Source organism: Nonomuraea sp. CA-141351, from assembly GCF_050944675.1.
Lineage (GTDB): Bacteria > Actinomycetota > Actinomycetes > Streptosporangiales > Streptosporangiaceae > Nonomuraea.
In genome coordinates this window covers 7,728,962-7,750,718 of sequence record NZ_CP191982.1, presented here as the reverse complement: position 1 = coordinate 7,750,718, position 21,757 = coordinate 7,728,962, and the positions used below count along the sequence as shown (strand labels likewise).

The window sequence follows — 21,757 nt, the reverse complement described above, 5'->3', positions numbered from 1 at the left end:
CTACACTCCGTGGCTTGGCTGGCTGTGTAGGCTGACGGGCTGAGCGGCGCGGCCCGACGCAACGCACGGAATTTCCGGCGCGAGGCCGGTGTCAACTTCTTGTACGACTATGGAAGGTCGCCCCTTATGGACATGGGACAACTCGGAAGCATCCTGCCGCTGATTCTTCTGGTGGTGGTGTTCTACTTCCTGCTGATCCGCCCTCAGCGCAAGCGCCAGCAAGAGGCGGCCCAGATGCAGAACTCCTTGACGCCCGGCGCCCGGGTCATGACCACGACCGGTCTGTTCGGCACCGTGGTCGCGGTGGAGAATGAGGACGTGGTCCTCGAGGTGGCGCCAGGGATCGAGACCCGCTGGGTCAAGGCCGCGATCGGCCGCGTCGTCACGCCCGGGGACGGTCCCGCGGCCGACGAGTCCGCAGGTGACGAGGCCGAGACCGGCGAGGAGGGCAAGAACGAGTCCGAAGCCACCGCGGAGCGCGAAGGCGGTCAGGACTCCAGCACGAAGCAGTCCTGACTAAGCTCTGCCACAAACCTCTACCCGAAAGAACTGACGACCAGTGGCCCGACCGACCAGCCGCCACAGCCGACCGGGGCGTACGCTCCTGGTGTTGCTGGCGCTCATCCTCGCCCTGGGCGGGACGATGTTCCTGCAGAAGGCGTTCACGCCGAAGCTGGGACTCGACCTCGCCGGCGGCACGACGATGACTCTGTCCCCCGTGACTCTCAACAACGCGGCACCGCCGGAGGAGATCCTCGACCGAGCGGTCAGCATCATCCGCGACCGAGTCAACGGCAACGGCATCTCCGACGCGGAGGTCGCCAAGTCCGGCAGCAACATCATCATCTCGATCCCGGGCGTCGGACAGAGCGAGGCCCTCAAGCTGGTCTCGACCACTGCGGAGATGCGCTTCCGCCAGGTGCTCGCCATGGCGGCCACCCAGGTGCCGCAGGACCTGGCCACCAACGCGCCGACGCCGACCCCGTCGGGCTCGGCGAGCCCGTCCGCCACGCCGAAGTCCGGTAAGTCCGGCAAGTCCAGCACCTCCCAGGCCACTACGCCCAAGCCCAGCACGTCCCCGACGGGCAAGGCGCTGTCGTCCGCGCTGACCGCGCCGACCCCCACCGCGTCGGCGGAGGCGCCCAGCGCCTCGGCGAGCGCGCAGCCGTCGGCGACGGAGAACCCCCAGAAGCAGCCGAAGAAGGGCCAGAACGCCAAGGCCACGCCGACGGCGTCCCCCACCGCCCAGGCCAGCACGCCGCCCGCGCAGGACCAGGGCATCAACACCCAGGGCGTCGACCCCGCGGTGCTGGCCCAGTTCAACAAGCTCGACTGCGCCAACCCGGCCAACCGCGGCCAGGGCGTCCAGGACGACCCGAAGAAGCAGTTCGCCGCCTGCGACGCCGACGGCAGCTACAAGTACGTGCTCGACGTCGCCAAGGTCGTCGGCACCGACATCGCCTCGGCCTCGGCGGGCGTCCGCCAGGGCACCGTCGAGTGGCTCGTCCAGCTCGACTTCAAGAGCCAGGGCGCGGGCGAGTGGGCCAAGCTCACCCAGACCGCCTACAACGCCCAGGAGCCGCGTAACAAGGTCGCGGTCGTGCTCGACGGCGTCGTCATCACCGCCCCCAACATCATCAGCCCGATCCCCGGCGGCCGGGCCGAGATCACCGGCGGATTCAACCAGACCAGCGCCACCCAGCTGGCCGACCAGCTGAAGTTCGGCGCGCTGCCGCTGAAGTTCAAGCGGCAGTCGATCGACACGGTCTCCTCCACCCTCGGCCAGGACCAGCTCCAGGGCGGCCTGATCGCGGGCATCATCGGCCTCGCGCTCGTGGTCGTCTACTCGATGCTCTACTACCGGGGCCTCGGCATCGTGGCGGTGCTGAGCCTCGTGGTCGCCACGATCCTGACATACACGGCGGTGGTCGTGCTCGGCCACAACGCCGGGTTCCGGCTGTCGCTGCCGCACATCATCGGCCTCGTGGTCTCGATCGGCATCACCGCCGACTCCTTCATCGTGTACTTCGAACGAATACGAGACGAGATGAAGGAGGGCCGCCGGTCGCTCCGCGCGGCCGTCGAGGTGGCCTGGGTCCGTGCCCGGCGCACGATCCTGATCGCCGACGCCGTCATGTTCATCGCCGCGATCGTGCTGTACTTCCTGGCGGTGGGCGGTGTGGCCGGGTTCGCGTTCGCGATGGGCCTGACCACCTTGATCGACATCGTGGTGGTGTTCCTGTTCACGAAGCCGTTCATCGCCGTGCTGGCGAGGCTGAAGTTCTTCGCCAAGGGGCATCCGCTGTCCGGCCTCGACGCCGAGCGCATGAGCGAGGTCGGCTCGTCCGGCCGCCCGACCACTCCGCAGGAGGCCTGAGATGGGACTCGCGCGTCGCCTCTATCGCGGCGAGATCAACGTCGACTTCGTCGGCCGCTGGAAGTTGTGGTACAGCCTGTCCGGCTTCCTGCTGATCATCTCCCTGGCCGGTCTGCTGATCAACGGCCTCAACCTGGGCGTGGAGTTCAGGGGCGGCACGGTCTTCTCCTTCAAGGCGCCGACCGCCACCATCGAGCAGGTCCGCGAGGAGTTCCTCGCGGAGGGCGTGCACCAGCCGATCGTGCAGACGGCCGGCGACGGCTGGAGGGTCACCACCGAGACCCTCCAGGAGGGCGCCCTCAACCAGGTGCAGGGGGCGCTCGCCAAGGACTTCAACGTCCCCGCCGGGCAGGTCAGCGTCCAGTCGATCGGCGCGTCCTGGGGCGGTGAGGTCTCCCAGAAGGCCTGGATCGGCCTGGGCGTGTTCATGCTGGCGATCATCCTGTATCTGTCGATGGCGTTCGAGCCGAAGATGGCCTTGTCGGCGATCGTCGCGCTCATCCACGACCTCGTCATCACGGCCGGCATCTACGCCTGGTCGGGCTTCGAGGTCACGCCGGCGACCCTGCTGGGCTTCCTGACCATCCTCGGTTACTCGCTCTACGACGCGGTCGTCGTGTTCGACATGATCAAGGAAGTCACGGCCAAGCTGGGCCACACGTCGAAGCAGACGTACTCGATGGCGGCCAACAACGCGCTCAACCACACGCTGATCCGGTCGCTGAACACCTCGCTGGTCGCGATCCTGCCGGTGGCGGCGATCCTGTTTATCGGCACCACGCTGCTCGGCGCGGGCACGCTGAAGGACCTGTCGCTGGCGCTGTTCGTCGGCATGATCGTCGGCACGTACTCCTCGCTGTGTGTCGCCACGCCGCTGCTGGTGACCCTGAAGGAGCGGGAGCCGAAGTACCAGGCCATCGCCAGGAGGCTCGCCTCCACAGGAGGTGGTAAGGGGTCGAAGGGCTCCAAAAGCACAGCGGTAGCCAAGGGGTAACCAGAGCCGCACACGTACGACGCCCTCGGCCTTCACGGGCCGGGGGCGTCGTTCTGTGCGGGCGGAATGCACCATCATGGAGCCCGGCACACCGCCGGTGGAGAATTGCGAGGAAATGCCATGACCGAGCTCAGCACGATGATCCTGGACAAGATCAGGGACGTGCCCGACTACCCCAAGCCGGGCGTGCTGTTCAAGGACATCACCCCGCTGCTGGCCGACCCGGTCGCCATGGCGGCCGTGGTGGACGAGCTGGCCGGGCTCCGCCAGGTGGACAAGATCGTCGGGATCGAGGCGCGCGGGTTCATCCTCGCGGCCCCGGTGGCGTACCGGGCGGCGGCGGGGTTCGTGCCCGTGCGGAAGAAGGGAAAACTACCTGCCGCGACTCTTGAAGAGTCCTACGATCTGGAGTACGGCTCCGCCACCATCGAAGTCCACCGTGACGCCTTCGCGCCCGGCGACCGCGTTCTCGTGGTCGACGACGTGCTGGCCACGGGCGGCACCGCGAAGGCGGCCGTGGATCTGGTGAAGAGGGCCGGAGCCGAGGTCGTCGGCATCGCCGTGCTGATGGAGCTGGCCTTTCTCAAGGGACGTGAGCGTCTGCCGGGAGTGGAGTTGCACTCCCTCGTGATCGTCTGAGCCCGCCCGCGACGGTCCAGGTTCGCCTCCTGGATACACTGGGGAACCTGGACTCGAACGTGAGGAGCCATTGCGTGAGGAGTCTGTGTGCCCCGTGATGTGGTCGCGCCCGACGTAACCGACGCCGGCAATGCCGATGCGCCCGGCGTTCCGGCGCGTCGAAGGCGGTTTGGGGGTGGGGCCATGAATCCGGTGCTGGAGCCGTTGTTCCGTACGGTCCGCGCCACCCACCCCAAGGCTGACCTGCGCCTGATCGAGCGTGCCTACGATGTCGCCGCTTACCACCACCGCGACCAGAAGCGGAAGTCCGGCGACCCGTACATCACGCACCCGCTGGCCGTGGCCACGATCCTGGCCGAGCTCGGCACCGACGACGAGACCCTGTGCGCCGCGCTGCTGCACGACACGGTGGAGGACACCGCCTACAGCCTCGACGAGCTGCGCGGCGACTTCGGCGACACCATCGGGTCCCTGGTCGACGGCGTGACCAAGCTGGACAAGGTGAAGTTCGGCGACGCCGCCCAGGCCGAGACCGTGCGCAAGATGGTCGTCGCCATGTCGCGCGACATCCGCGTACTGATCATCAAGCTCGCCGACCGGCTCCACAACATGCGCACCATGCGTTATTTGCCCGAGCACAAGCGCCACCAGAAGTCCCGCGAGACCCTCGAGATCTTCGCCCCGCTGGCCCACCGCCTGGGCATGAACACGATCAAGTGGGAGCTCGAAGACCTCGCCTTCGCCATGCTCTACCCCAAGCGCTACGACGAGATCGCCCGCATGGTGTCGGAGCGCGCGCCGCGCCGCGACCTGTTCCTGCAGGAGGTCATCGAGAAGGTCTCCGGCGACCTGCGCGAGGCCAAGATCCGCGCCGTGGTCAAGGGCCGGCCGAAGCACTACTACTCGGTCTACCAGAAGATGATCGCCCGCGACGTGGCGTTCGACGACATCTACGACCTGGTGGGCATCCGCGTGCTGGTCGACAGCGTACGCGACTGCTACGCGGCGCTCGGCACCATCCACGCCCGGTGGAACCCGGTGCCGGGGCGGTTCAAAGACTACATAGCGATGCCCAAGTTCAACATGTACCAGTCGCTGCACACGACGGTGATCGGTCCCGAGGGCAAGCCGGTGGAGCTGCAGATCCGCACCCACGCCATGCACCACAGGGCCGAATACGGCGTGGCCGCCCACTGGAAGTACAAAGAGGAGGTCGGCACGCCCGGCCCCACGGGCAAGGTCAAGCCGGGCAGCGACATGGCCTGGCTGCGCCAGCTCCTCGACTGGCAGAAGGAGACCTCCGACCCGGGCGAGTTCCTGGAGTCGCTGCGCTTCGACCTGTCGGTCTCCGAGGTCTACGTGTTCACCCCGAAGGGGCAGGTCATCGCGCTGCCCGAGGGGGCCACGCCGGTCGACTTCGCCTACGCCGTGCACACCGAGGTGGGCCACCGCTGCATCGGCGCGCGGGTCAACGGGCGGCTGGTGCCGCTGGAGTCGCGGCTCGGCAACGGCGACACGGTCGAGATCTTCACCTCCAAGTCGCCCGACGCCGGGCCTTCGCGCGACTGGCTGAAGTTCGTCAAGTCGGGCCGGGCCCGTAACAAGATCCGGCAGTGGTTCTCCAAGGAGCGCCGCGAGACCGCGATCGAGGCGGGCAAGGAGGCCATCGGGCGGGCCATGCGCAAGCAGGGCCTGCCGCTGCAGCGGCTGATGTCCGGCGAGGCGCTCCTCGCGCTCGCCCGCGATCTGCGCTATCCCGACGTGTCCGCGCTCTACGCGGCCGTGGGGGAGGGGCACATCGCCGCCCAGGCCGTCGTGCAGAAGCTTGTGGCCTCGATCGGCGGCGTCGACAGCGCCGAGGAGGACATCGCCGAGACCTCCCTGCCCACCCGCCTCCGCGGCCGTCCCCGCGGAGGCGGCGCCGGCGTGGTCGTGGCGGGCGACGCCGACGTGTGGGTACGCCTGTCGAAGTGCTGCACCCCGGTGCCCGGTGACGAGATCGTCGGGTTCGTGACTCGAGGGCACGGGGTGTCGGTGCACCGGGCCGACTGCACCAACGTGCAGCAGCTCAAGTCGCAGCCGGACCGGCTGGTCGAGGTCAGCTGGTCGCCCAGTGACGACAGCGTGTTCCTGGTGGCGATCCAGGTGGAGGCGCTGGATCGGCCGCGGCTGCTGTCGGACGTCACGCGTACGCTGTCCGATCAGCACGTGAACATCCTGAGCGCGTCCGTGACGACGTCGCGGGACCGGGTGGCGATCAGCAAGTTCACGTTCGAGATGGGGGACCCGAAGCACCTGGGACACGTGCTCAAGGCCGTGCGCAGCATACAGGGCGTGTTCGACGTCTACCGGGTCAGCGGCGCGGGCGGCTGACCCACCCCGCGTGCGCCGCTCCGCGTTCACGCCGCTCCGGGGACGCTGTCCCCGTGCGTCGGGCTGACACCGGGCCCCGCGGGCGCCACGCGTCCCCTTGTGCGATGTGCGTGCCGACCTCCACGCACGGCCACGACCGCGCGCGGCTTCGCGTGAGTACGGGGCGCCAAGTGGTGCGCGGGGGCGATTACGGGGCTGAGGACCGGCTCGACGTGGACTGCGCGAGGCGCGGAGGCTGAGCGCGGCGAGTGCGGCGTCTGCGTGCCGAGCGGCCGGGAAAGCGTCTGGGCGCCGAGCGGCCGGGATAGCGTCTGGGCGGAGTGGCGAGTGCGGCGTCTGGGCGGAGTGGCGAGTGCGGTGTCTGCGCGGAGTGGCGAGTGCGGTGTCTGCGCGGAGTGGCGAGTGCGGTGTCTGCGCGGAGTGGCGAGTGCGGTGTCTGCGCGGAGTGGCGAGTGCGGTGTCTGCGCGGAGTGGCGAGTGCGGCGCCTACGTGGAGCGGCGAGTGCGGCGCCTACGTGCGAGCGGCCGGGATGGCGTGTGGGGGCCGAGTGGCCGGGACGGCGTCTGTGCGCCGAGCGGCCAGGCGGTGCGCGGCCGGGGCGCGCTCTTGGGGCGTTTGGGGCCTGTCGTGCCAGGCGGATGCGCCGTAGGCAGGGTGCCGTTCAGCGGAGGCACCACAAGAGGCGGGGCGTCGGCGGGCAGGGCGGGGTCAGCGGGGGCGGAGGTCGGGGAGGTTGACCACGATGGCCTCCTGGGTGCTGCGGGCGATGACGACCACGGCCTCCTGGGACGAGTCGGGATTCTCCTCGCGATGGGGCACATACGGCGGGACGAAGATGTAGTCGCCGGGCTTCGTGTCCAGCCGCACCTCCCGGTCGTCCTCCAGGAACACGAACGACGGCGTGCCGCTGACCACGTAGATGGCCGTCTCCGAGGCCCCGTGGTGGTGGTCGGACGAGCGGGTGGCGGGGGCGACGTGGGTCTGGCCCATCCACAGCCGCGAGGACCCGGCCGTGGCGCCGCTGATCGCGGCCAGCCGGCGCATGCCGGAGCTCTGCGCCGTCTCGCCCGAGAGCTCCCCTGAGGGCACGTGACGCAGCGGCAGGTGGAACGGGTCCCCTTCGGCCCGGTAACCCTCCCAGAGGCGCCCTCCAGCGCGTTCCAGCACGTCCGAGGCGACGCCGGTCAGCCGTACGGAGTCGTCGTGGGCGGCGAGCAGTTTCTCGGCCAGCTCCGGGTCGTGGGCGCGCAGCTCGCGCAGCAGCCACTTCCCGCTCCCTTGCCACCTGCGCCCCAGCCCGAGCGCCATCCTGGCCGTCTCCTGCACCACCTGCCAGCGCACGAACGTCTGCTCGCCCGGATCCGTGGCGCCCGACAGGTCGTCCAGAAGGTCCGACAGGGCGTATCTGGCCTGTTCGGCCTGTGAGCTCGTCAGGCCGCCCGGTCCGGCCGCCAGGCGCTCGCTCAGCGCCGCCTGGAGGTCGCTGGCCCTGCCGCTCGTCCGGTCGGTCAGCACCGCGCCGTCGGCGCACATGCGGGCCAGGCTCGGCTGGCGCCTGTCGAAGTCCTTGTCGAGGTAGGCGTTAAGGCTGGTCTCACTGTGCACGAACAGCTCGACGGGCCACTCGCGCCACCGCAGTGACTCGCGATACGGGGTGGGCAGACCGTCGAGCACCACCACGACGTCGAGGTCGGAGGTGCTGGTGCGGTGCTCGGTGAGGGCGCTCCCGCCGACGAAGGCGTACAGGGCTCCCGGGAACATGTCCTCGACGAGGGCACGTGCGGCGCTGACCGGATCCATGCCCGCCAGCCTAGGTCTCCGCCCACTCCGCCGCTGCCCCATTTCGCGCACCGGCCCCTGCAGGCTCCCTTGGCTCGCCGCCATCCCGCTACCGCTCGGCGGCGGAGTGGAGCTCAAGGGGCCGTGGCGCACCGGAGGAAGCGCGGCACGGGACGCGTCGGGCACGGCAGGGCGCAAGGGCGAACGCGCGTGCCGGGTGTCGGACGGCCGAGGGCGGGCGCGCGCCGGCGTGCGGCCGGGCGAAGGCAGGCGTCGCCGCGGTATCGCGGGCGGGCCGCCGAAGCCAGGCGCGTCCAGGCGTCGGTGGCCCGGTGGAGGCCATGAGGGGCCCCCACCGGGTCAGCTGAACTCGGCGAGCGTGCGCTCGGCCTCCTCCAGCCACGAGCGGCGAGCGGTCAGCGCTTCCTCGGTCTCCTTGATGTCCTTGGCGCGACCGGCGGCCTGAGCCTTGGACAGCCGCGTCTCCAGCTGCTCGATCGAGGTACGCAGCTGGTCGACGGTGCTCTGTGCCCGGGCCCTGGCCTCCGGGTTGGACCGCTTCCACTCGGCGTCCTCGGCCTTGCGCACGGCCTCGTCCACCTTGCGCAGGCCGCCCTCCAGCCGGTCGCGCTGCTCGCGCGGCACCGGGCCGGCGGCCTCCCAGCGCTCCAGGATGCTCCGCAGCGCCCCGCGGGCCGTACGGACGTCCGTGACCGGGAGGATCTTCTCGGCCTCGGCCAGCAGCTCCTCCTTGACCTCCGCGTTGGCGGCCAGCGAGGCGTCACGCTCGGCGAAGACGGCGGAACGGGCCTGGAAGAACTGGTCCTGGGCGCCCTTGAAGCGCGCCCACAGCTCGTCCTCGGCTTCGCGCGAGGCCCGCCCAGCGGTCTTCCACTGCTGCATCAGCTCGCGATAGATGGCCGCGGTCGTGCCCCAGTCGGTCGAGTCGGCCAGCGCCTCGGCCTCGGCGACGATGCGCTCCTTGGCCGCGCGTACGCCCTCGCGCTGCTCGTCCAGCCCCGCGAAGTACGCCTTGCGCCGCTTGGCGAACGCCGTGCGCGACGCCGACAGCCGCTTCCACAGCGCGGCCTCGGTGACCCTGTCGATGCGGTCGGCGGCCTTCCACTCCTCGACGAGCTGGCGCAGCCGTTCGCCACCCGACTTCCAGTGGGTGGTCTCGTCGGCGATGCGCTCGGCCTCGGCGACGATGCGCTCCTTGACCGCCCTGGCCTCGGCGCGCGCGTGCTCGCGCGCCGCCTTGACCTCCTCGCGGCGCTCGGCGACCAGCTCGGTCAGGCCGTCGAGCCGGGCCGTCAGCGCGGCCAGGTCGCCGATGGCGTGCGCGTCGGCGACGGCCTCCCGCAGCTTGGCGATGCTCGCCTCGGCCTGGGCCGGAGCCAGGTCCGTGCCCCTGACGCGCTGCTCGAGCAACTGCACCTGACCGGCCAGCTCGTCGTACTTGCGATGGAAGTAGGCCAGTGCCTCTTCGGGTTCACCGGCCTGCCAGGAGCCGACGGCCCGTTCTCCCTCAGCCGTACGCACGTAGACGGTGCCGTCGTCGTCTACCCGGCCCCACGGGTCGGTGCTCACCGTGTCCTCCCGCACTTTCCATCAGACCCTTCGGGACTACTTCGTCCCTAGTTTGTATTACGTCAGCTCTTGCTGGCGATTGTCACGTCTTTGATTTCGACGGTTTCCTTCGGTGCTCCCGTCCCGTCCCCCATGTCGGCGATGACGCCTGCTTTGTTCACCTTGTCCAGGATGTCGAGCCCCTTGGTGATCGTACCCACCGGCGTGTAATCCGGGGTGAGGCCGATGTCGCCGTAAACGAGGAAGAACTGGCTGCCCGTGCTGCCCGGCGCCTGTGTTTTGGCCATCGCCATCACGCCGCGCTTGTACTGGGCGCCCTGGAGGTTCTCCTCGGCCATGACGTAGCCGGGGCCGCCGGAGCCGTCCTGGCTCTTGCCGTCGGCCTTGGCCGTCGGGTCGCCGCACTGCAGCATCGGGAACTTCTCGGTGCCGAGCCGGTGGCACTTGCTGCCGTCGTAGTACTTCTTCTTCGCCAGGAACTCCAGCGAGTTGGTCGTGCAGGGCGCCTTGGCGTTGTTCAGCTCGACCACGATGTCGCCCAGGTTCGTCTTGAACGTCATCGTCTTCGTGGCGGGCGTGGTCTTCACCTTCGCCGGTGGCATGCCGACGTCCTTGATCTTCCCGCCCGCGGTGTCCTTGACGTAGTCGCAGGTGCCGGTGGCCGCGTCGTACGCCTTGGGCCCCGTGCTCGCGCTGGGCGCCGCCGTGGCCGTGTCGGCCGCCGACGCCGTGGGCGAGGATGCCGCGTCGGTCCCTGTGTTGTTGCCGCCCAGCAGCGCGACCGCGGCCACGATGCCGCCGACCACGATCACGACGCCCACAGTGGAGCCGATGATCGCTGTGCGCTTGGCCTTCTGCTCGCGCTCGAGCCGGCGCTGCATCTGCCGCTCGTAGTGCTCACGCGCCAGCTGCTTCTGCCGGTCCTTCCCCGTGGCCACCGCTTTGCCTCCCATAGTCAATCAACTGAGGTGGGCGAATCGTATCGGCCAACGGGTAATGATTCGCAGCCCGGCGACCCGCACCGGTACCCTTCGGTTACATTCCCATTGGCTTTTCGACGAGATCACCTGAGGCAGATGCTCATCGCCGGCTTCCCCGCAGGGGCCTTCCAGACCAATTGTTACGTCGTCGCGCCTGCCCCCGGCGAGGAATGCGTGATCGTCGATCCAGGTCAGGACGCGACCGACGGCGTCGACGAGCTGCTACGCGAGCACCGGCTCAAGCCGGTCGCGGTCCTGCTCACCCACGGCCACCTCGACCACGTCTGGTCGGTCGCCCCGGTCTGCGGCGCGCGTGACGTCCCCGCGTGGATCCACCCCGACGACCGCCACCTGCTGAGCGACCCGGCCGCGGGCTGGTCGGGCACGAGCGCCTCGATGTTCGCGGGGCTGGAGCTGAGCGAGCCCGACGACGTGCGTGAGCTGTCCGACGGCGCCGTGCTCGAGCTAGCCGGCCTGGAGCTCGTGGTCGACCACACGCCCGGCCATACCAGGGGGTCGGTGAGCTTCCGGCTGCCCGGTGACGAGATCATGTTCTCGGGCGACCTGCTGTTCGCCGGCTCCATCGGCCGCACCGACCTTCCCGGCGGCGACTACGCGACGATCCTGAGCAGCCTGGCTACCAAGTGTCTGCCGCTGCCTGACGATACGGTCGTGCTGCCGGGCCACGGACCACAGACCACGATCGGCCGCGAGCGCGCTAGCAATCCATACTTGAAAGAAGCGGCGCCGCAAGCCGGTCCCACACGAGGGATCTAATGAGTTTCCAAGCACCTAAAGGGGTCAAGGAATACGTTCCACCGCAGGCCTCGACGTTCTACGAGATCCGCGGAGCGTTCGCGGAGACGGCCAGGCGCGCGGGATACGCCTACCTGGAGACCGCGGTCTTCGAGGACACCCAGCTGTTCGCGCGCGGCGTGGGTGAGTCCACCGACGTCGTGAGCAAGGAGATGTACACCTTCACCGACCGCGGCGGCAGGTCGCTGACGCTGCGCCCGGAGTTCACCGCCGGCGTGCTGCGCGCGGTCCTGGAGTACGGCCTGCACCGCGGCCAGCTCCCGGTCAAGGTCTGGACCGACGGGCCCGTGTTCCGCGCCGAGGCGCCCCAGGAGGGCCGCTACCGCCAGTTCTACCAGCTCGACCTGGAGGCGATCGGCAGCGAGGACCCCGCTGTCGACGCCGAGACCATCGCGCTGGCCTGGCAGTGGTACTCCGGGCTCGGCCTCACCCAGGTGCGGCTGCTGCTCAACTCGCTGGGCTGCAAGGAGTGCCGGCCGATCTACCGGGCCCGGCTGCAGGAGTTCCTGCGCGGGCTCGACCTTGACGAGGCCACCAGGGCGCGGATCGAGATCAATCCGTTGCGCGTGCTCGACGACAACCGTCCCGAGGTGCGCGCGCAGCTCGAGGGCGCGCCGCTCATCGGCGACCACCTCTGCGCCGACTGCAAGGCCTACCACGACCGGGTCAAGCAGCTCCTGGCCGACCTCGGCATCCCATGGGAGGACGCGCCCAGGCTCGTGCGCGGGCTCGACTACTACACCCGCACCACGTTCGAGTTCGACCACCCGCTGCTGGGCGCGCAGTCCGGCATCGGCGGCGGCGGCCGCTACGACGGTCTGTCCGAGGCCATCGGCGGTCCCGCGTTGCCCGGGATCGGCTTCGGACTCGGCCTCGACCGCACCGTCATCGCCCTTGAGCGGGAAGGCATCGAGCTCGCCACCCCGCCGCGCTGCGAGGTGTACGGTGTGGCGCTGGGCGACGAGGCGGCGCGCGCCATGTTCAGGCTCCTGAGCGAGCTGCGCGCGGCCGGCGTCGCCGCTGACATGGCCTTCGGTGGCAAAGGACTCAAGGGGGCGATGAAGGGGGCCGACCGTTCCGGCGCCCGCTTCGCGCTGATCCTGGGCGAGCGTGACCTGGCGGCCGAGGCCGTGCAAGTGAAGGACCTGACCACCGCTGAGCAGACCGAGGTGCCCTTGGCCGAGGTCGTCGACGTTTTGAAAGGGAAAGTGCAGTGATCCGCACGCATCAGGCCGGGTCGCTCCGCAAGGAGCACGCCGGGCAGCAGGTGACGCTCGCAGGATGGGTGGCCCGCCGCCGTGACCACGGCGGCGTGGTCTTCATCGACCTGCGCGACGCCTCCGGCTCGGCGCAGGTGGTCTTCCGCGAGGAGGACCACGCCCACGACCTGCGAGCCGAATACTGCGTGAAGGTCGTCGGCCAGGTCAGGGTGCGCCCCGAGGGCAACGAGAACCCCGACCTGCCCACCGGCGCCATCGAGGTGGTGGCCGACCGGGTCGAGGTGCTGAGCGAGTCCGCGCCGCTGCCGTTCCCCATCGAGGGCAACGTGGGGGTGTCGGAGGAGGCCCGGCTCAAGTACCGCTACCTCGACATCCGCCGCCAGCAGGTGGCCGGCGCGATGCGCACCCGCTCCAAGGCCACCTACCTCGCCAACGAGGTGATGCACGAGCTCGGCTTCGTCTACGTCGAGACGCCCACCCTGACCCGCTCCACGCCCGAGGGCGCGCGCGACTTCCTGGTGCCGGTGCGCCTGCAGCCCGGCAACTGGTACGCCCTGCCCCAGTCGCCCCAGCTGTTCAAGCAGCTCCTCCAGGTGGCCGGCCTCGAGCGCTACTACCAGCTCGCCAAGTGCTACCGCGACGAGGACCTGCGGGCCGACCGGCAGCCGGAGTTCACGCAGATCGACGTCGAGATGTCGTTCGTGGACCAGGAGGACGTCATCGAGGTCGGCGAGAAGCTGATCGGCCGGCTGTGGAAGGAGATCGCCGGCTACGAGCTGCCGACCCCGCTGCCGCGCATGACGTACGCCGACGCCATGGCCCGCTACGGCTCCGACAAGCCCGACCTGCGCTTCGGCCAGGAGCTGGTCGAGATGACCGGCTACTTCGCCAACACCACCTTCCGCGTCTTCCAGGCCGAATACGTCGGCGCCGTGGTCATGCCGGGCGGGGCCTCCCAGACGCGCAAGGAGCTCGACGCCTGGCAGGAGTGGGCCCGCAGCCGCGGCGCCAGGGGCCTGGCCTACGTGCTCGTCCAGGAGGACGGGACGCTGGGCGGCCCGGTCGCCAAGAACCTCTCGGAAGAGGAGTTGTCCGGGCTCGCGGCCAAGGTCGGCGCCGAGCCGGGCGACGCGATCTTCTTCGCGGCCGGCCTTCAGCACGCCTCGCGTGAGCTGCTCGGCGCGGCCCGCCTGGAGATCGGCCGCCGCTGCGGCCTGATCGACGAGTCGGCGTGGGCGTTCCTGTGGGTCGTCGACGCCCCCATGTTCGAGCCCGTGCACGACGAGGTGGGCCGCGAGATCGGCTGGACGGCCGTGCACCACCCGTTCACCGGGCCCAAGCCGGAGTGGGCCGACAACTTCCAGGACCACCCGGGTGAGGCACTGGCGTACGCGTACGACATGGTCTGCAACGGCATGGAGATCGGCGGCGGCTCGATCCGTATCCACCGGGCGGAGATGCAGCAGCGCGTGTTCGACGTGCTGGGCATCTCCAAGGAGGAGGCGGAGAGCAAGTTCGGCTTCTTGCTGGAGGCGTTCAAGTACGGCCCCCCGCCGCACGGCGGCATCGCCTACGGCTGGGACCGCATCTGCATGCTGCTGTCCGGCGGCGAGTCGATCCGCGACGTGATCGCCTTCCCGAAGACGGCCTCCGGCTTCGACCCGCTCACCGCCGCGCCCACGCCGATCACGGCCGAGCAGCGCAAGGAGGCGGGCGTCGACGCCCAGCCCAAGGCCGAGGTCTAGGCATGTGAAAACGGCGGGCACCGTGGCCGGTGCCCGCCGTTTGCGTGCGTTCTACTTGAACGTGATGGTCTTGATGATCACAGGCTTCTTGGGTGCGGTGGTGCCACCGTCGCCGGTGATGTCGTCGTTGTTGAGGATCAGGTCCTTGCCGCTGGTGGCCAGCCCCTGCAGCATGTCCATGCCCTCGCTGACCATGCCGACGACGTTGTAGCCCGAGCCGATCTGGGTGTTCTCGTCCGACAGCGAAATGGCGAACTGGCTGTTGTTCTGGCCCATCGCGTCACCCGCCTGGGTCATGAACACCACGCCCTTGGCCAGGGGGATGTCGGTGTTCTCGTCGCCGTAGACGTACCCCGCGGTGCCCTGCCCGTCGGTCGGGTTCTTGCCGTCGGCCTTGGCCAGCGGGTCGCCGCACTGCAGCAGGTGCACGCCGGACACGTCGGGCGTGACCAGGCGGTGGCACTTCATGTTGTTGTAGAACTTCTTCTTCGCCAGGAAGCTGAGCGAGTTGACCGAGCACGGCGCGGCGTCCGTCATGAGATCGACGACGACCGTGCCGCGGTTGGTGACGATCGTCATCTTCTTCAGCTTCATGTTGGGCCGCTTGCCGGGCAGACCGACGAACTTGTTCGGCACTGAGGTCTCCCGCTTGTAGGTGCAGGAGACCGGGCCCGTCTTGGCCGGCGGGGTGGACGGCGCCGGCTCACTCGGGGAGGCGCTCGCACTCGCGGAGGGGCTGCTCTGCGCGGCCGCCTCGCCGGCGGGGTCCTTGTTGACCAGCGTGGTCGCGGCGAAGATGCCGCCCGCGACCACCACGACGGCCACGCCTGCGCCGATGAAGGTGTTCCGCCTCGCCTTGGCGGTCTGGGCGGCGGCGCGCTGCGCCTGCCGTTCCTTGTGCTCCCGCGCCAGCTCTTTCTGGCGGTCTTCCTCGTTCTGGCGGTCGTCGCCGCTCACCGCTATGTCCTCTCATTTTGCCCGTGCATGACCAAACAGCTTCCGCGCATGCTACCGGCCCTCGATATGTGCCGGACGTAAGTGGCGAAAGCCGCGCATGCGACAGCTGAGGTCGCGAACCATATGGTGCTCGCATTCGTAGTTGAAATGAGAACTAAAGGAGCCCCTCATGTTCGACCAGATCCTGGGCCTGCCGGCTCACCCCCTGATCATTCACTTCGCCGTGGTGCTGACCCCGCTGCTGGTCGCCACCGCCGCGGTCTACACGCTGGTGCAGCGCTGGCGCACGTACGCGGCGTGGGCGGTGGTGCTGCTCTCCCTTGCCGCGCCCGTGGCGGTTTTCGCGGCCAAGGAGAGCGGCGAGAGCCTCAAGGCGGCCCGCTTCGCCACGGCGGACGGCGAGCTCGGGGCCCGCGTCTCCACGCACGAGAGCTTCGCCAACCCGCTGCTGCTGTCGGTGCTCGGGCTGGCCGCGTCCGCCCTTCTGCTCGTGTACGCGACCCGGCCCGCCCGTGACTCTGTCGGCCGCGACAGGTTCGGCCGGACCACCACATTGGCTCTGTCGGCGCTGACATTGGTGCTGGCCGCGGTGGCCGGCTACTACGTCTTCCGTGCCGGCGACTCCGGTGCGAGAGCCGTCTGGGGCATTTGACCCGCACCTCGTCGCGGCGCGGACGCCGTGACTCGTGGAACGGGGCGCTCGGCGCTTCGCAGACCCGACTACCGTCTGGAGGTCTCCACGCCCTGAGACGACTGATTCCATTTCGTGCTGACTTGGTCGCCGTCCGCAAGCCTCAAGATGGCGAAGGTTCTGAGTACGCGCCACGCCTCCGGTAATCTCGCGTTGTGGATAGCTTGTTCGACTCGGCGGCCGAGGAGGCCACCCCCCAGCCCCTCGCGGTGCGGATGCGCCCGCGGACGCTCGACGAGGTGATCGGCCAGCGGCACCTGCTCGGCCCCGGCACCCCGCTGCGGCGCCTGGTCGAGAGCGAGGCTCCCATGTCGCTGTTCCTGTGGGGGCCGCCGGGCACCGGCAAGACCACGCTCGCCTACGTCGTCTCCAACGTCACCAAGCGCCGCTTCGTCGAGATCTCCGCCGTCTCCGCCGGTGTCAAGGACGTACGGGCCGCCATCGACAACGCGCGGCGCGAACTGGGCATGACGGGCCGCCAGACCGTGCTGTTCGTGGACGAGGTGCACCGCTTCAACAAGGCCCAGCAGGACGCGCTGCTGCCCGCCGTGGAGAACCGCTGGGTCACCTTCATCGGCGCCACCACGGAAAACCCGTTCTTCTCGGTCATCTCACCGCTGCTGTCGCGCTCGCTGCTGCTCACACTGGAGTCGCTGTCCGACGACGACGTGCGCGCCGTGCTGGAGCGCGCCGTGTCCGACCCGCGCGGCCTCGGCGGGCGCGCCACGCTCGCGCCCCAGGCCCTCGAGCATCTGATACGCCTGGCGGGTGGCGACGCGCGCAGGTCGCTGACATACCTGGAGGCCGCCGCGCTGCTGGCCGACGACATCACCGTGGAGGTGGTGGAGAAGGCCGTCGACAAGGCCGCCGTACGCTATGACCGGCAGGGCGACCAGCACTACGACGTGATCAGCGCGTTCATCAAGTCGATGCGCGGATCCGACGCCGACGCGGCGCTCCACTACCTGGCCCGCATGATCGAGGCGGGCGAGGACCCGCGCTTCATCGCCCGCCGCATCGTCATCTTCGCCTCCGAGGACGTGGGCATGGCCGACCCGACGTGCCTGCAGACCGCGGTGGCCGCCGCCCAGGCGGTGCAGCTCATCGGGCTGCCCGAGGGGCAGATCAACCTGGCGCACGCGGTCATCCACTGTGCCATGGCCCCCAAGTCCAACGCCGTGGTCAAGGCCATCGGGGCGGCCGTCGGCGACGTCCGCCGGGGCCTGATCGGCCAGGTGCCCGGCCACCTGCGCGACGCCCACTACCCGGGCGCGGCCAAGCTCGGCCACGGCGACGGGTACAAGTACCCGCACGATTTCGAACACGGGCTGGTGCGGCAGGAGTATGCGCCGGAGCAGGTGCGCGACCGCCGTTACTACGAGCCGACCCGCCACGGCGCCGAGGCGCCGATCGCCGAGCGCTGGAGCAAGATCCGCGACTTTCTCCGAGGCTCCTGAGCCTCGGCGCTTTCCCGGGATGGTGGCTGCTGTCGCTGGAAGCTCTTTTGATCTACATTGTAAAGAGGCGGGGCGTTGGCCCCCCTCGGGGTGCGGGTGGATTCCGCGACGTTGGTGGTTGTCGAGGCGCTCCGCCGGGGCGGTCGGAAACGGGCGCGTTGACAAGACAACCGCTCGGGACGGCACCGTCGTTTGCCGGCCGCCGGGCTGGCGTGCTGCGTTGCGGTGGTGTACGGCGGAGCGCGTGTGGCGGGAGCGCGTGACGTGGGTGGCGATCTGGCTGGACGGCGCGGCAGGAGCGCTGGACGCCGGCCCTTACTCGGCGCCGGGTCGGCGGGCTGTCGTGTGATGGTGTTCGGCGCAATGTACGGAGCGAGTGGCGATGCACGGGCGCCGAGGCATCCGCGTGTGGTGTGGCTTGCGTGCGGCGCGGTTTGCATGTGGCCGGCATGCGTGCGGCGCGGCACCCACGTGTGGCGGGCTTGTGTGCGGTGGGAGTGCTCATATGGCGGGGTGAGCGCGGGCAGGCGGGGCGGGGCGCGGGATGGCGTAAGTTTGGGTGTGCGGCCGTGCCAAGGCACGGCTGGGACGGGACTGGCCGCCGCGCGAGGTCATGATGGGGCGCGGCGCGGCCGGCAGCGTGGCCGGGAGTGCCGGATGGCGACGCGGCGGACCGATCAGGGCCGGCGACCTCACCAAGGTTGTCACTTCAACGCGATAGGGTCTTGCCGTTCCGGCCCAGCGTACGAGGGAGATGAGCGGATGCTTACCGCTGGAGAGCTCGCCGGGCTGATCGCGGCCACCGGCTGGATAGTCCTGGTCTGCGTTCTCGCCATGGTGCTCGTCAAGCTCGCCAGGCTGCTCACCGAGACCACGAAGGCGGTCTCCGACCTGAACGATCGTCTGTTGCCGCTGCTCGACGACATGAGCGTCACGGTCAACGAGACCAACAGGCAGCTGATGGCCGTCGAGGCCATCGCCAAGGACGTCAAGCAGGTCAGTGGCCATGCCGCCAAGCTCAGCGGGGTCACCCAGACCATCTTCACGGGACCGCTGATCAAGGTGTCGTCGCTCGGATACGGCGTGCGGCGCGCCATCGAGGCCCGCAGGGCGCCCAGGCTCAAGGTCCGGCCGCAGTCCGGGTTCAAAGCCGAGGCGAAGCCCGGGCTCAAGACCGAGGCGAAGGCGGAGGCCAAGGCCGCGCCGAGGCGGGCACGATGATCAGGCGGCTGTTCTACCTGTCGCTGGGCGCGTTCCTCACCTTCTGGGTGATGCGCAGGCTGCAGGCTCTCCACCCCAACCACGTCGCACGCAGGACGGCGAACGGCGCCGCGGGGATGCTCCGGCAGGTGAGAGACTTTACTTCCGACGCGCTCGGCGAGGCCGCGGAGCGCGAAACCCAGTTGCGGGCACGCTTCGGGCTCGACAACGCTGAAGACAACAACTAACGCAAAGGATGGCCAACATGGAGTCGGCAGAGATCGCCCGCCGCTTCCTGCGCTTCTTCGAGGAGCGTGGGCACAAGGTAGTGCCCTCGGCCAGCCTGATCGCCGAAGACCCCACGCTACTCCTGGTTCCTGCCGGTATGGTGCCGTTCAAGCCGTACTTCCTGGGGCAGCGCAAGCCTCCGGCGTCCCGGCTGGCCACCGCGCAGAAGTGTGTGCGCACCCCCGACATCGAAGAGGTCGGCAAGACCACGCGGCACGCCACGTTCTTCCAGATGCTGGGCAACTTCTCCTTCGGTGACTACTTCAAGTCCGAAGTGATCCCGTTCGCGTGGGAGCTGCTCACCCGCTCCGAGTCCGACGGCGGCTTCGGCTTTCCCGAGGAACGGCTCTGGGCGACCGTCTACCACGACGACGACGAGGCGTTCGATATCTGGCGTAACAAGGTCGGCCTGCCCGAGCAGCGCATCCAGCGGCGCGGTCTGGAGGACAACTACTGGCACATGGGTGTGCCCGGCCCTGGTGGCCCCTGCTCGGAGATCTACTACGACCGCGGTGCCGAATACGGCAAGGAGGGCGGCCCGGTCGCCGACGAGGACCGCTACCTCGAGGTGTGGAACCTCGTCTTCATGCAGTACCAGCTCAGCCAGGTCCGCACCAAGGTCGACTTCGACGTGGCGGGCGAGCTGCCGGCGAAGAACATCGACACCGGCATGGGCCTCGAGCGCATGGCGACGATTCTGCAGGGCGTGGACAACCTCTACGAGATCGACACCACGTACAAGATCCTCGACAAGGCGGCCGAGCTCACCAAGACCCGCTACGGGCGCGACCACCGCGCCGACGTCAGCCTCCGCGTGATCGCCGACCACGTCCGCACCGGCACCATGCTGGTCGCCGACGGCGTGCTGCCCGGCAACGAGGGCCGGGGTTACGTGCTGCGCCGCATCCTGCGCAGGAGCGTACGCAACCTGCGCCTGCTCGGCTCCGGCGACGACCGCTACATGCACGAGCTGACCGACGTCGCGATCAACGTCATGGGCGAGCAGTACCCCGAGCTCAAGGTGGACGCGCCGCAGATCCACGGGGTCATCGACGCGGAGGAGGCGTCGTTCCTCGGCACGCTCCGCACCGGCACGGCGATCTTCGACGTGGCCGTCGAGGAGACCAAGCGCAAGTCCGTGACCACGCTCTCGGGCGAGCAGGCGTTCCAGCTGCACGACACGTACGGCTTCCCGATCGACCTGACGCTGGAGATGGCGGCCGAGCAGGGGCTCAAGGTCGACGAGGAGGGCTTCCGCCGGCTCATGAAGGAGCAGCGGCAGCGGGCCAAGGCCGACGCCGCGGCGAAGAAGACCGGCAACGCCGACATCTCCGTCTTCGGGCAGCTGCTGGAGAAGGCGGGCAAGGTCGAATTCCTCGGCTACGACCAGACCGAGGCCGACACGAGCGTGGCCGGCATCCTCGTCGACGGCGTGTCCGTGCCGGTGGCGGGCGCGGGGGCGACCGTGGAGGTCGTGCTCGCGCGCACCCCGTTCTATGCCGAGGGCGGTGGCCAGCTCGCCGACCAGGGTGTGATCCGCACCAGCGGCGCCGAGGTCGAGATCGTCGACGTGCAGTCGCCGATCGCGGGCCTCGTCGTCCACCGGGGCAAGGTCCGCAGCGGCGAGATCAAGGTCGGCGACGAGGCGCAGGCGGAGATCGACATCGAGCGCCGCCGCGCGATCTCGCGCAGCCACAGCGCGACCCACCTCGTGCACCGCGGCTTCAAGAACGCGCTCGGCGAGACGGCCGCGCAGGCCGGCTCGGAAAACTCTCCCGGCCGCTTCCGCTTCGACTTCACCGCGGCGGGCGCGGTGCCGCCGAGCGTGCTGCGTGACGTCGAGGACGAGGTCAACGCGGTGCTCATCAACGACCTCAAGGTCAACGCCTTCACCACCTCGCAGGCGGAGGCCAGGGCGATGGGCGCGCTGGCGATGTTCGGCGAGAAGTACGGCGACGAGGTCCGCGTGGTCGAGATCGGCGACTACTCGCGCGAGCTGTGCGGCGGCACCCACGTCCACAGCTCCGGCCAGCTCGGCCTGGTCAAGGTGCTGGGTGAGCAGTCCGTCGGCGCGGGCGTGCGGCGCGTCGAAGCGCTCGTCGGCATTGACGCCTTCCGCTTCCTGGCCCGCGAGAGCGTGCTGGTCGCCCAGCTCACCGAGCAGCTCAAGGCGCGCCGCGAGGAGCTGCCCGAGCGCATCGACGGCATCGTCACCCGGCTGCGCACGGCGGAGAAGGAGTTGGAGAAGCTCCGCTCCGCGCAGGTGCTCCAGGTGGCGGGCGATCTGGCGGCCAAGGCCCGTGACCTGCGGGAAGTCTCCGTCGTGACACACCGCGCGCCTGATGGCACCGGTGCCGACGATCTGCGTAAGCTCGCGCTTGACGTGCGTGGCAGGTTCCCGGCCGACCGGCCGGCGGTCATCGTGATCGCTGGCGTCCCCTCCGACCGTCCAGTGGTGGTTGCCGCGGTCAACGAGGCGGGGCGCGAGCGGGGGCTCAAGGCCGGACGGCTGGTCGGCGTCGCCGCCAAGGCTCTTGGGGGTGGCGGTGGCGGCAAGGATGATGTCGCGCAGGGTGGCGGCACACGACCGGAGGGGATCGGCGAGGCGCTTCAGCAGGTCGAGCAGGCCATCGCGGATCAGCTCGGCTGA

17 protein-coding genes are annotated in these 21,757 nt (G+C 69.5%); 13 read left to right on the top strand and 4 right to left on the bottom strand.

Features of this window, described 5'->3' with window-relative positions; translation table 11 throughout:
• The first annotated feature begins 132 nt into the window (after positions 1-132).
• The 5 genes from yajC to ACQPWU_RS36525 all read left to right on the top strand — a co-directional run bounded on the left by yajC (position 133) and on the right by ACQPWU_RS36525 (position 6,383).
• Positions 133-516: a preprotein translocase subunit YajC gene (gene yajC / locus ACQPWU_RS36545; protein WP_433429922.1), complete on the top strand. Its 384-nt coding sequence runs from the start codon at positions 133-135 to the stop codon at positions 514-516.
• A gap of 91 nt (positions 517-607) precedes the next feature.
• Positions 608-2,377, top strand: a complete 1,770-nt coding sequence (gene secD / locus ACQPWU_RS36540; protein ID WP_433429921.1) for a protein translocase subunit SecD — start codon at positions 608-610, stop codon at positions 2,375-2,377.
• 1 nt (position 2,378) lies between these two features.
• The gene (secF, locus tag ACQPWU_RS36535) at positions 2,379-3,371 is read left to right on the top strand and encodes a protein translocase subunit SecF (protein WP_433429920.1); all 993 of its coding nucleotides are present in this window, start codon (positions 2,379-2,381) and stop codon (positions 3,369-3,371) included.
• A 120-nt stretch (positions 3,372-3,491) separates the two neighbouring features.
• On the top strand, positions 3,492-4,010 hold the full coding sequence (locus ACQPWU_RS36530; RefSeq protein WP_433429919.1) for an adenine phosphoribosyltransferase: 519 nt from the start codon (positions 3,492-3,494) through the stop codon (positions 4,008-4,010).
• A gap of 183 nt (positions 4,011-4,193) precedes the next feature.
• Complete coding sequence (locus ACQPWU_RS36525; RefSeq protein WP_433429917.1) at positions 4,194-6,383, top strand: RelA/SpoT family protein; 2,190 nt, start codon at positions 4,194-4,196, stop codon at positions 6,381-6,383.
• A gap of 709 nt (positions 6,384-7,092) precedes the next feature.
• On the opposite strand, the gene ACQPWU_RS36520 is transcribed toward ACQPWU_RS36525, so the two are convergent.
• The 3 genes from ACQPWU_RS36520 to ACQPWU_RS36510 form a co-directional block, all read right to left on the bottom strand.
• Positions 7,093-8,184 carry a cupin domain-containing protein gene (locus tag ACQPWU_RS36520; RefSeq protein ID WP_433429915.1) on the bottom strand — a complete coding sequence of 364 codons (1,092 nt, stop codon included), beginning with the start codon at positions 8,182-8,184 and terminating at the stop codon, positions 7,093-7,095.
• Between the two features lie 339 nt (positions 8,185-8,523).
• A complete protein-coding gene (locus ACQPWU_RS36515; protein ID WP_433429914.1) occupies positions 8,524-9,753 on the bottom strand; it encodes a DUF349 domain-containing protein in 1,230 nt (409 codons plus the stop codon).
• A 62-nt stretch (positions 9,754-9,815) separates the two neighbouring features.
• Positions 9,816-10,691, bottom strand: a complete 876-nt coding sequence (locus ACQPWU_RS36510) for a peptidylprolyl isomerase (protein WP_433429912.1) — start codon at positions 10,689-10,691, stop codon at positions 9,816-9,818.
• Between the two features lie 138 nt (positions 10,692-10,829).
• Here ACQPWU_RS36510 and ACQPWU_RS36505 point away from each other — a divergent pair, with 138 nt between their 5' ends.
• The 3 genes from ACQPWU_RS36505 to aspS are packed head-to-tail and all read left to right on the top strand — an operon-like array spanning position 10,830 to position 14,514.
• On the top strand, positions 10,830-11,510 hold the full coding sequence (locus ACQPWU_RS36505; RefSeq protein ID WP_433429910.1) for an MBL fold metallo-hydrolase: 681 nt from the start codon (positions 10,830-10,832) through the stop codon (positions 11,508-11,510).
• Positions 11,510-12,766, top strand: coding sequence for a histidine--tRNA ligase (gene hisS / locus ACQPWU_RS36500; protein WP_433429908.1), 1,257 nt, complete (start codon positions 11,510-11,512; stop codon positions 12,764-12,766). Before ACQPWU_RS36505 ends, hisS begins: the two co-directional genes overlap by 1 nt.
• Entirely contained in the window at positions 12,763-14,514 is a 1,752-nt protein-coding gene (gene aspS, locus ACQPWU_RS36495) for an aspartate--tRNA ligase (RefSeq protein WP_433429906.1), read from the top strand. Before hisS ends, aspS begins: the two co-directional genes overlap by 4 nt.
• Positions 14,515-14,565: 51 nt before the next feature.
• Here aspS and ACQPWU_RS36490 read toward each other — a convergent pair whose 3' ends face one another.
• Complete coding sequence (locus ACQPWU_RS36490) at positions 14,566-15,471, bottom strand: peptidylprolyl isomerase (protein WP_433429904.1); 906 nt, start codon at positions 15,469-15,471, stop codon at positions 14,566-14,568.
• A 169-nt stretch (positions 15,472-15,640) separates the two neighbouring features.
• Between ACQPWU_RS36490 and ACQPWU_RS36485 the strand changes: the two genes are divergently transcribed.
• The 5 genes from ACQPWU_RS36485 to alaS all read left to right on the top strand — a co-directional run bounded on the left by ACQPWU_RS36485 (position 15,641) and on the right by alaS (position 21,757).
• Entirely contained in the window at positions 15,641-16,123 is a 483-nt protein-coding gene (locus ACQPWU_RS36485; protein ID WP_433429903.1) for a DUF2231 domain-containing protein, read from the top strand.
• A gap of 194 nt (positions 16,124-16,317) precedes the next feature.
• Positions 16,318-17,619: a replication-associated recombination protein A gene (locus ACQPWU_RS36480; RefSeq protein WP_433429901.1), complete on the top strand. Its 1,302-nt coding sequence runs from the start codon at positions 16,318-16,320 to the stop codon at positions 17,617-17,619.
• 762 nt (positions 17,620-18,381) lie between these two features.
• Positions 18,382-18,840, top strand: coding sequence for a DUF948 domain-containing protein (locus ACQPWU_RS36475; protein WP_433429899.1), 459 nt, complete (start codon positions 18,382-18,384; stop codon positions 18,838-18,840).
• On the top strand, positions 18,837-19,067 hold the full coding sequence (locus ACQPWU_RS36470; protein ID WP_433429897.1) for a hypothetical protein: 231 nt from the start codon (positions 18,837-18,839) through the stop codon (positions 19,065-19,067). Before ACQPWU_RS36475 ends, ACQPWU_RS36470 begins: the two co-directional genes overlap by 4 nt.
• Positions 19,068-19,084: 17 nt before the next feature.
• Positions 19,085-21,757 (top strand): alanine--tRNA ligase, encoded by a 2,673-nt coding sequence (gene alaS, locus ACQPWU_RS36465; protein ID WP_433429895.1) that lies wholly within the window; start codon positions 19,085-19,087, stop codon positions 21,755-21,757.

Excerpts from the sequence above, each read along its gene's own strand:
- ACQPWU_RS36475 (WP_433429899.1), top strand. The coding sequence starts at position 18,382 with ATGCTTACCGCTGGAGAGCTCGCCGGGCTGATCGCGGCCACCGGCTGG.
- ACQPWU_RS36525 (WP_433429917.1), top strand. The coding sequence starts at position 4,194 with ATGAATCCGGTGCTGGAGCCGTTGTTCCGTACGGTCCGCGCCACCCAC.
- alaS (WP_433429895.1), top strand. The coding sequence starts at position 19,085 with ATGGAGTCGGCAGAGATCGCCCGCCGCTTCCTGCGCTTCTTCGAGGAG.
- ACQPWU_RS36485 (WP_433429903.1), top strand. The coding sequence starts at position 15,641 with ATGTTCGACCAGATCCTGGGCCTGCCGGCTCACCCCCTGATCATTCAC.
- ACQPWU_RS36505 (WP_433429910.1), top strand. The coding sequence starts at position 10,830 with ATGCTCATCGCCGGCTTCCCCGCAGGGGCCTTCCAGACCAATTGTTAC.
- hisS (WP_433429908.1), top strand. The coding sequence starts at position 11,510 with ATGAGTTTCCAAGCACCTAAAGGGGTCAAGGAATACGTTCCACCGCAG.
- ACQPWU_RS36520 (WP_433429915.1), bottom strand. The coding sequence starts at position 8,184 with ATGGATCCGGTCAGCGCCGCACGTGCCCTCGTCGAGGACATGTTCCCG.
- secF (WP_433429920.1), top strand. The coding sequence starts at position 2,379 with ATGGGACTCGCGCGTCGCCTCTATCGCGGCGAGATCAACGTCGACTTC.
- ACQPWU_RS36530 (WP_433429919.1), top strand. The coding sequence starts at position 3,492 with ATGACCGAGCTCAGCACGATGATCCTGGACAAGATCAGGGACGTGCCC.
- ACQPWU_RS36470 (WP_433429897.1), top strand. The coding sequence starts at position 18,837 with ATGATCAGGCGGCTGTTCTACCTGTCGCTGGGCGCGTTCCTCACCTTC.
- yajC (WP_433429922.1), top strand. The coding sequence starts at position 133 with ATGGGACAACTCGGAAGCATCCTGCCGCTGATTCTTCTGGTGGTGGTG.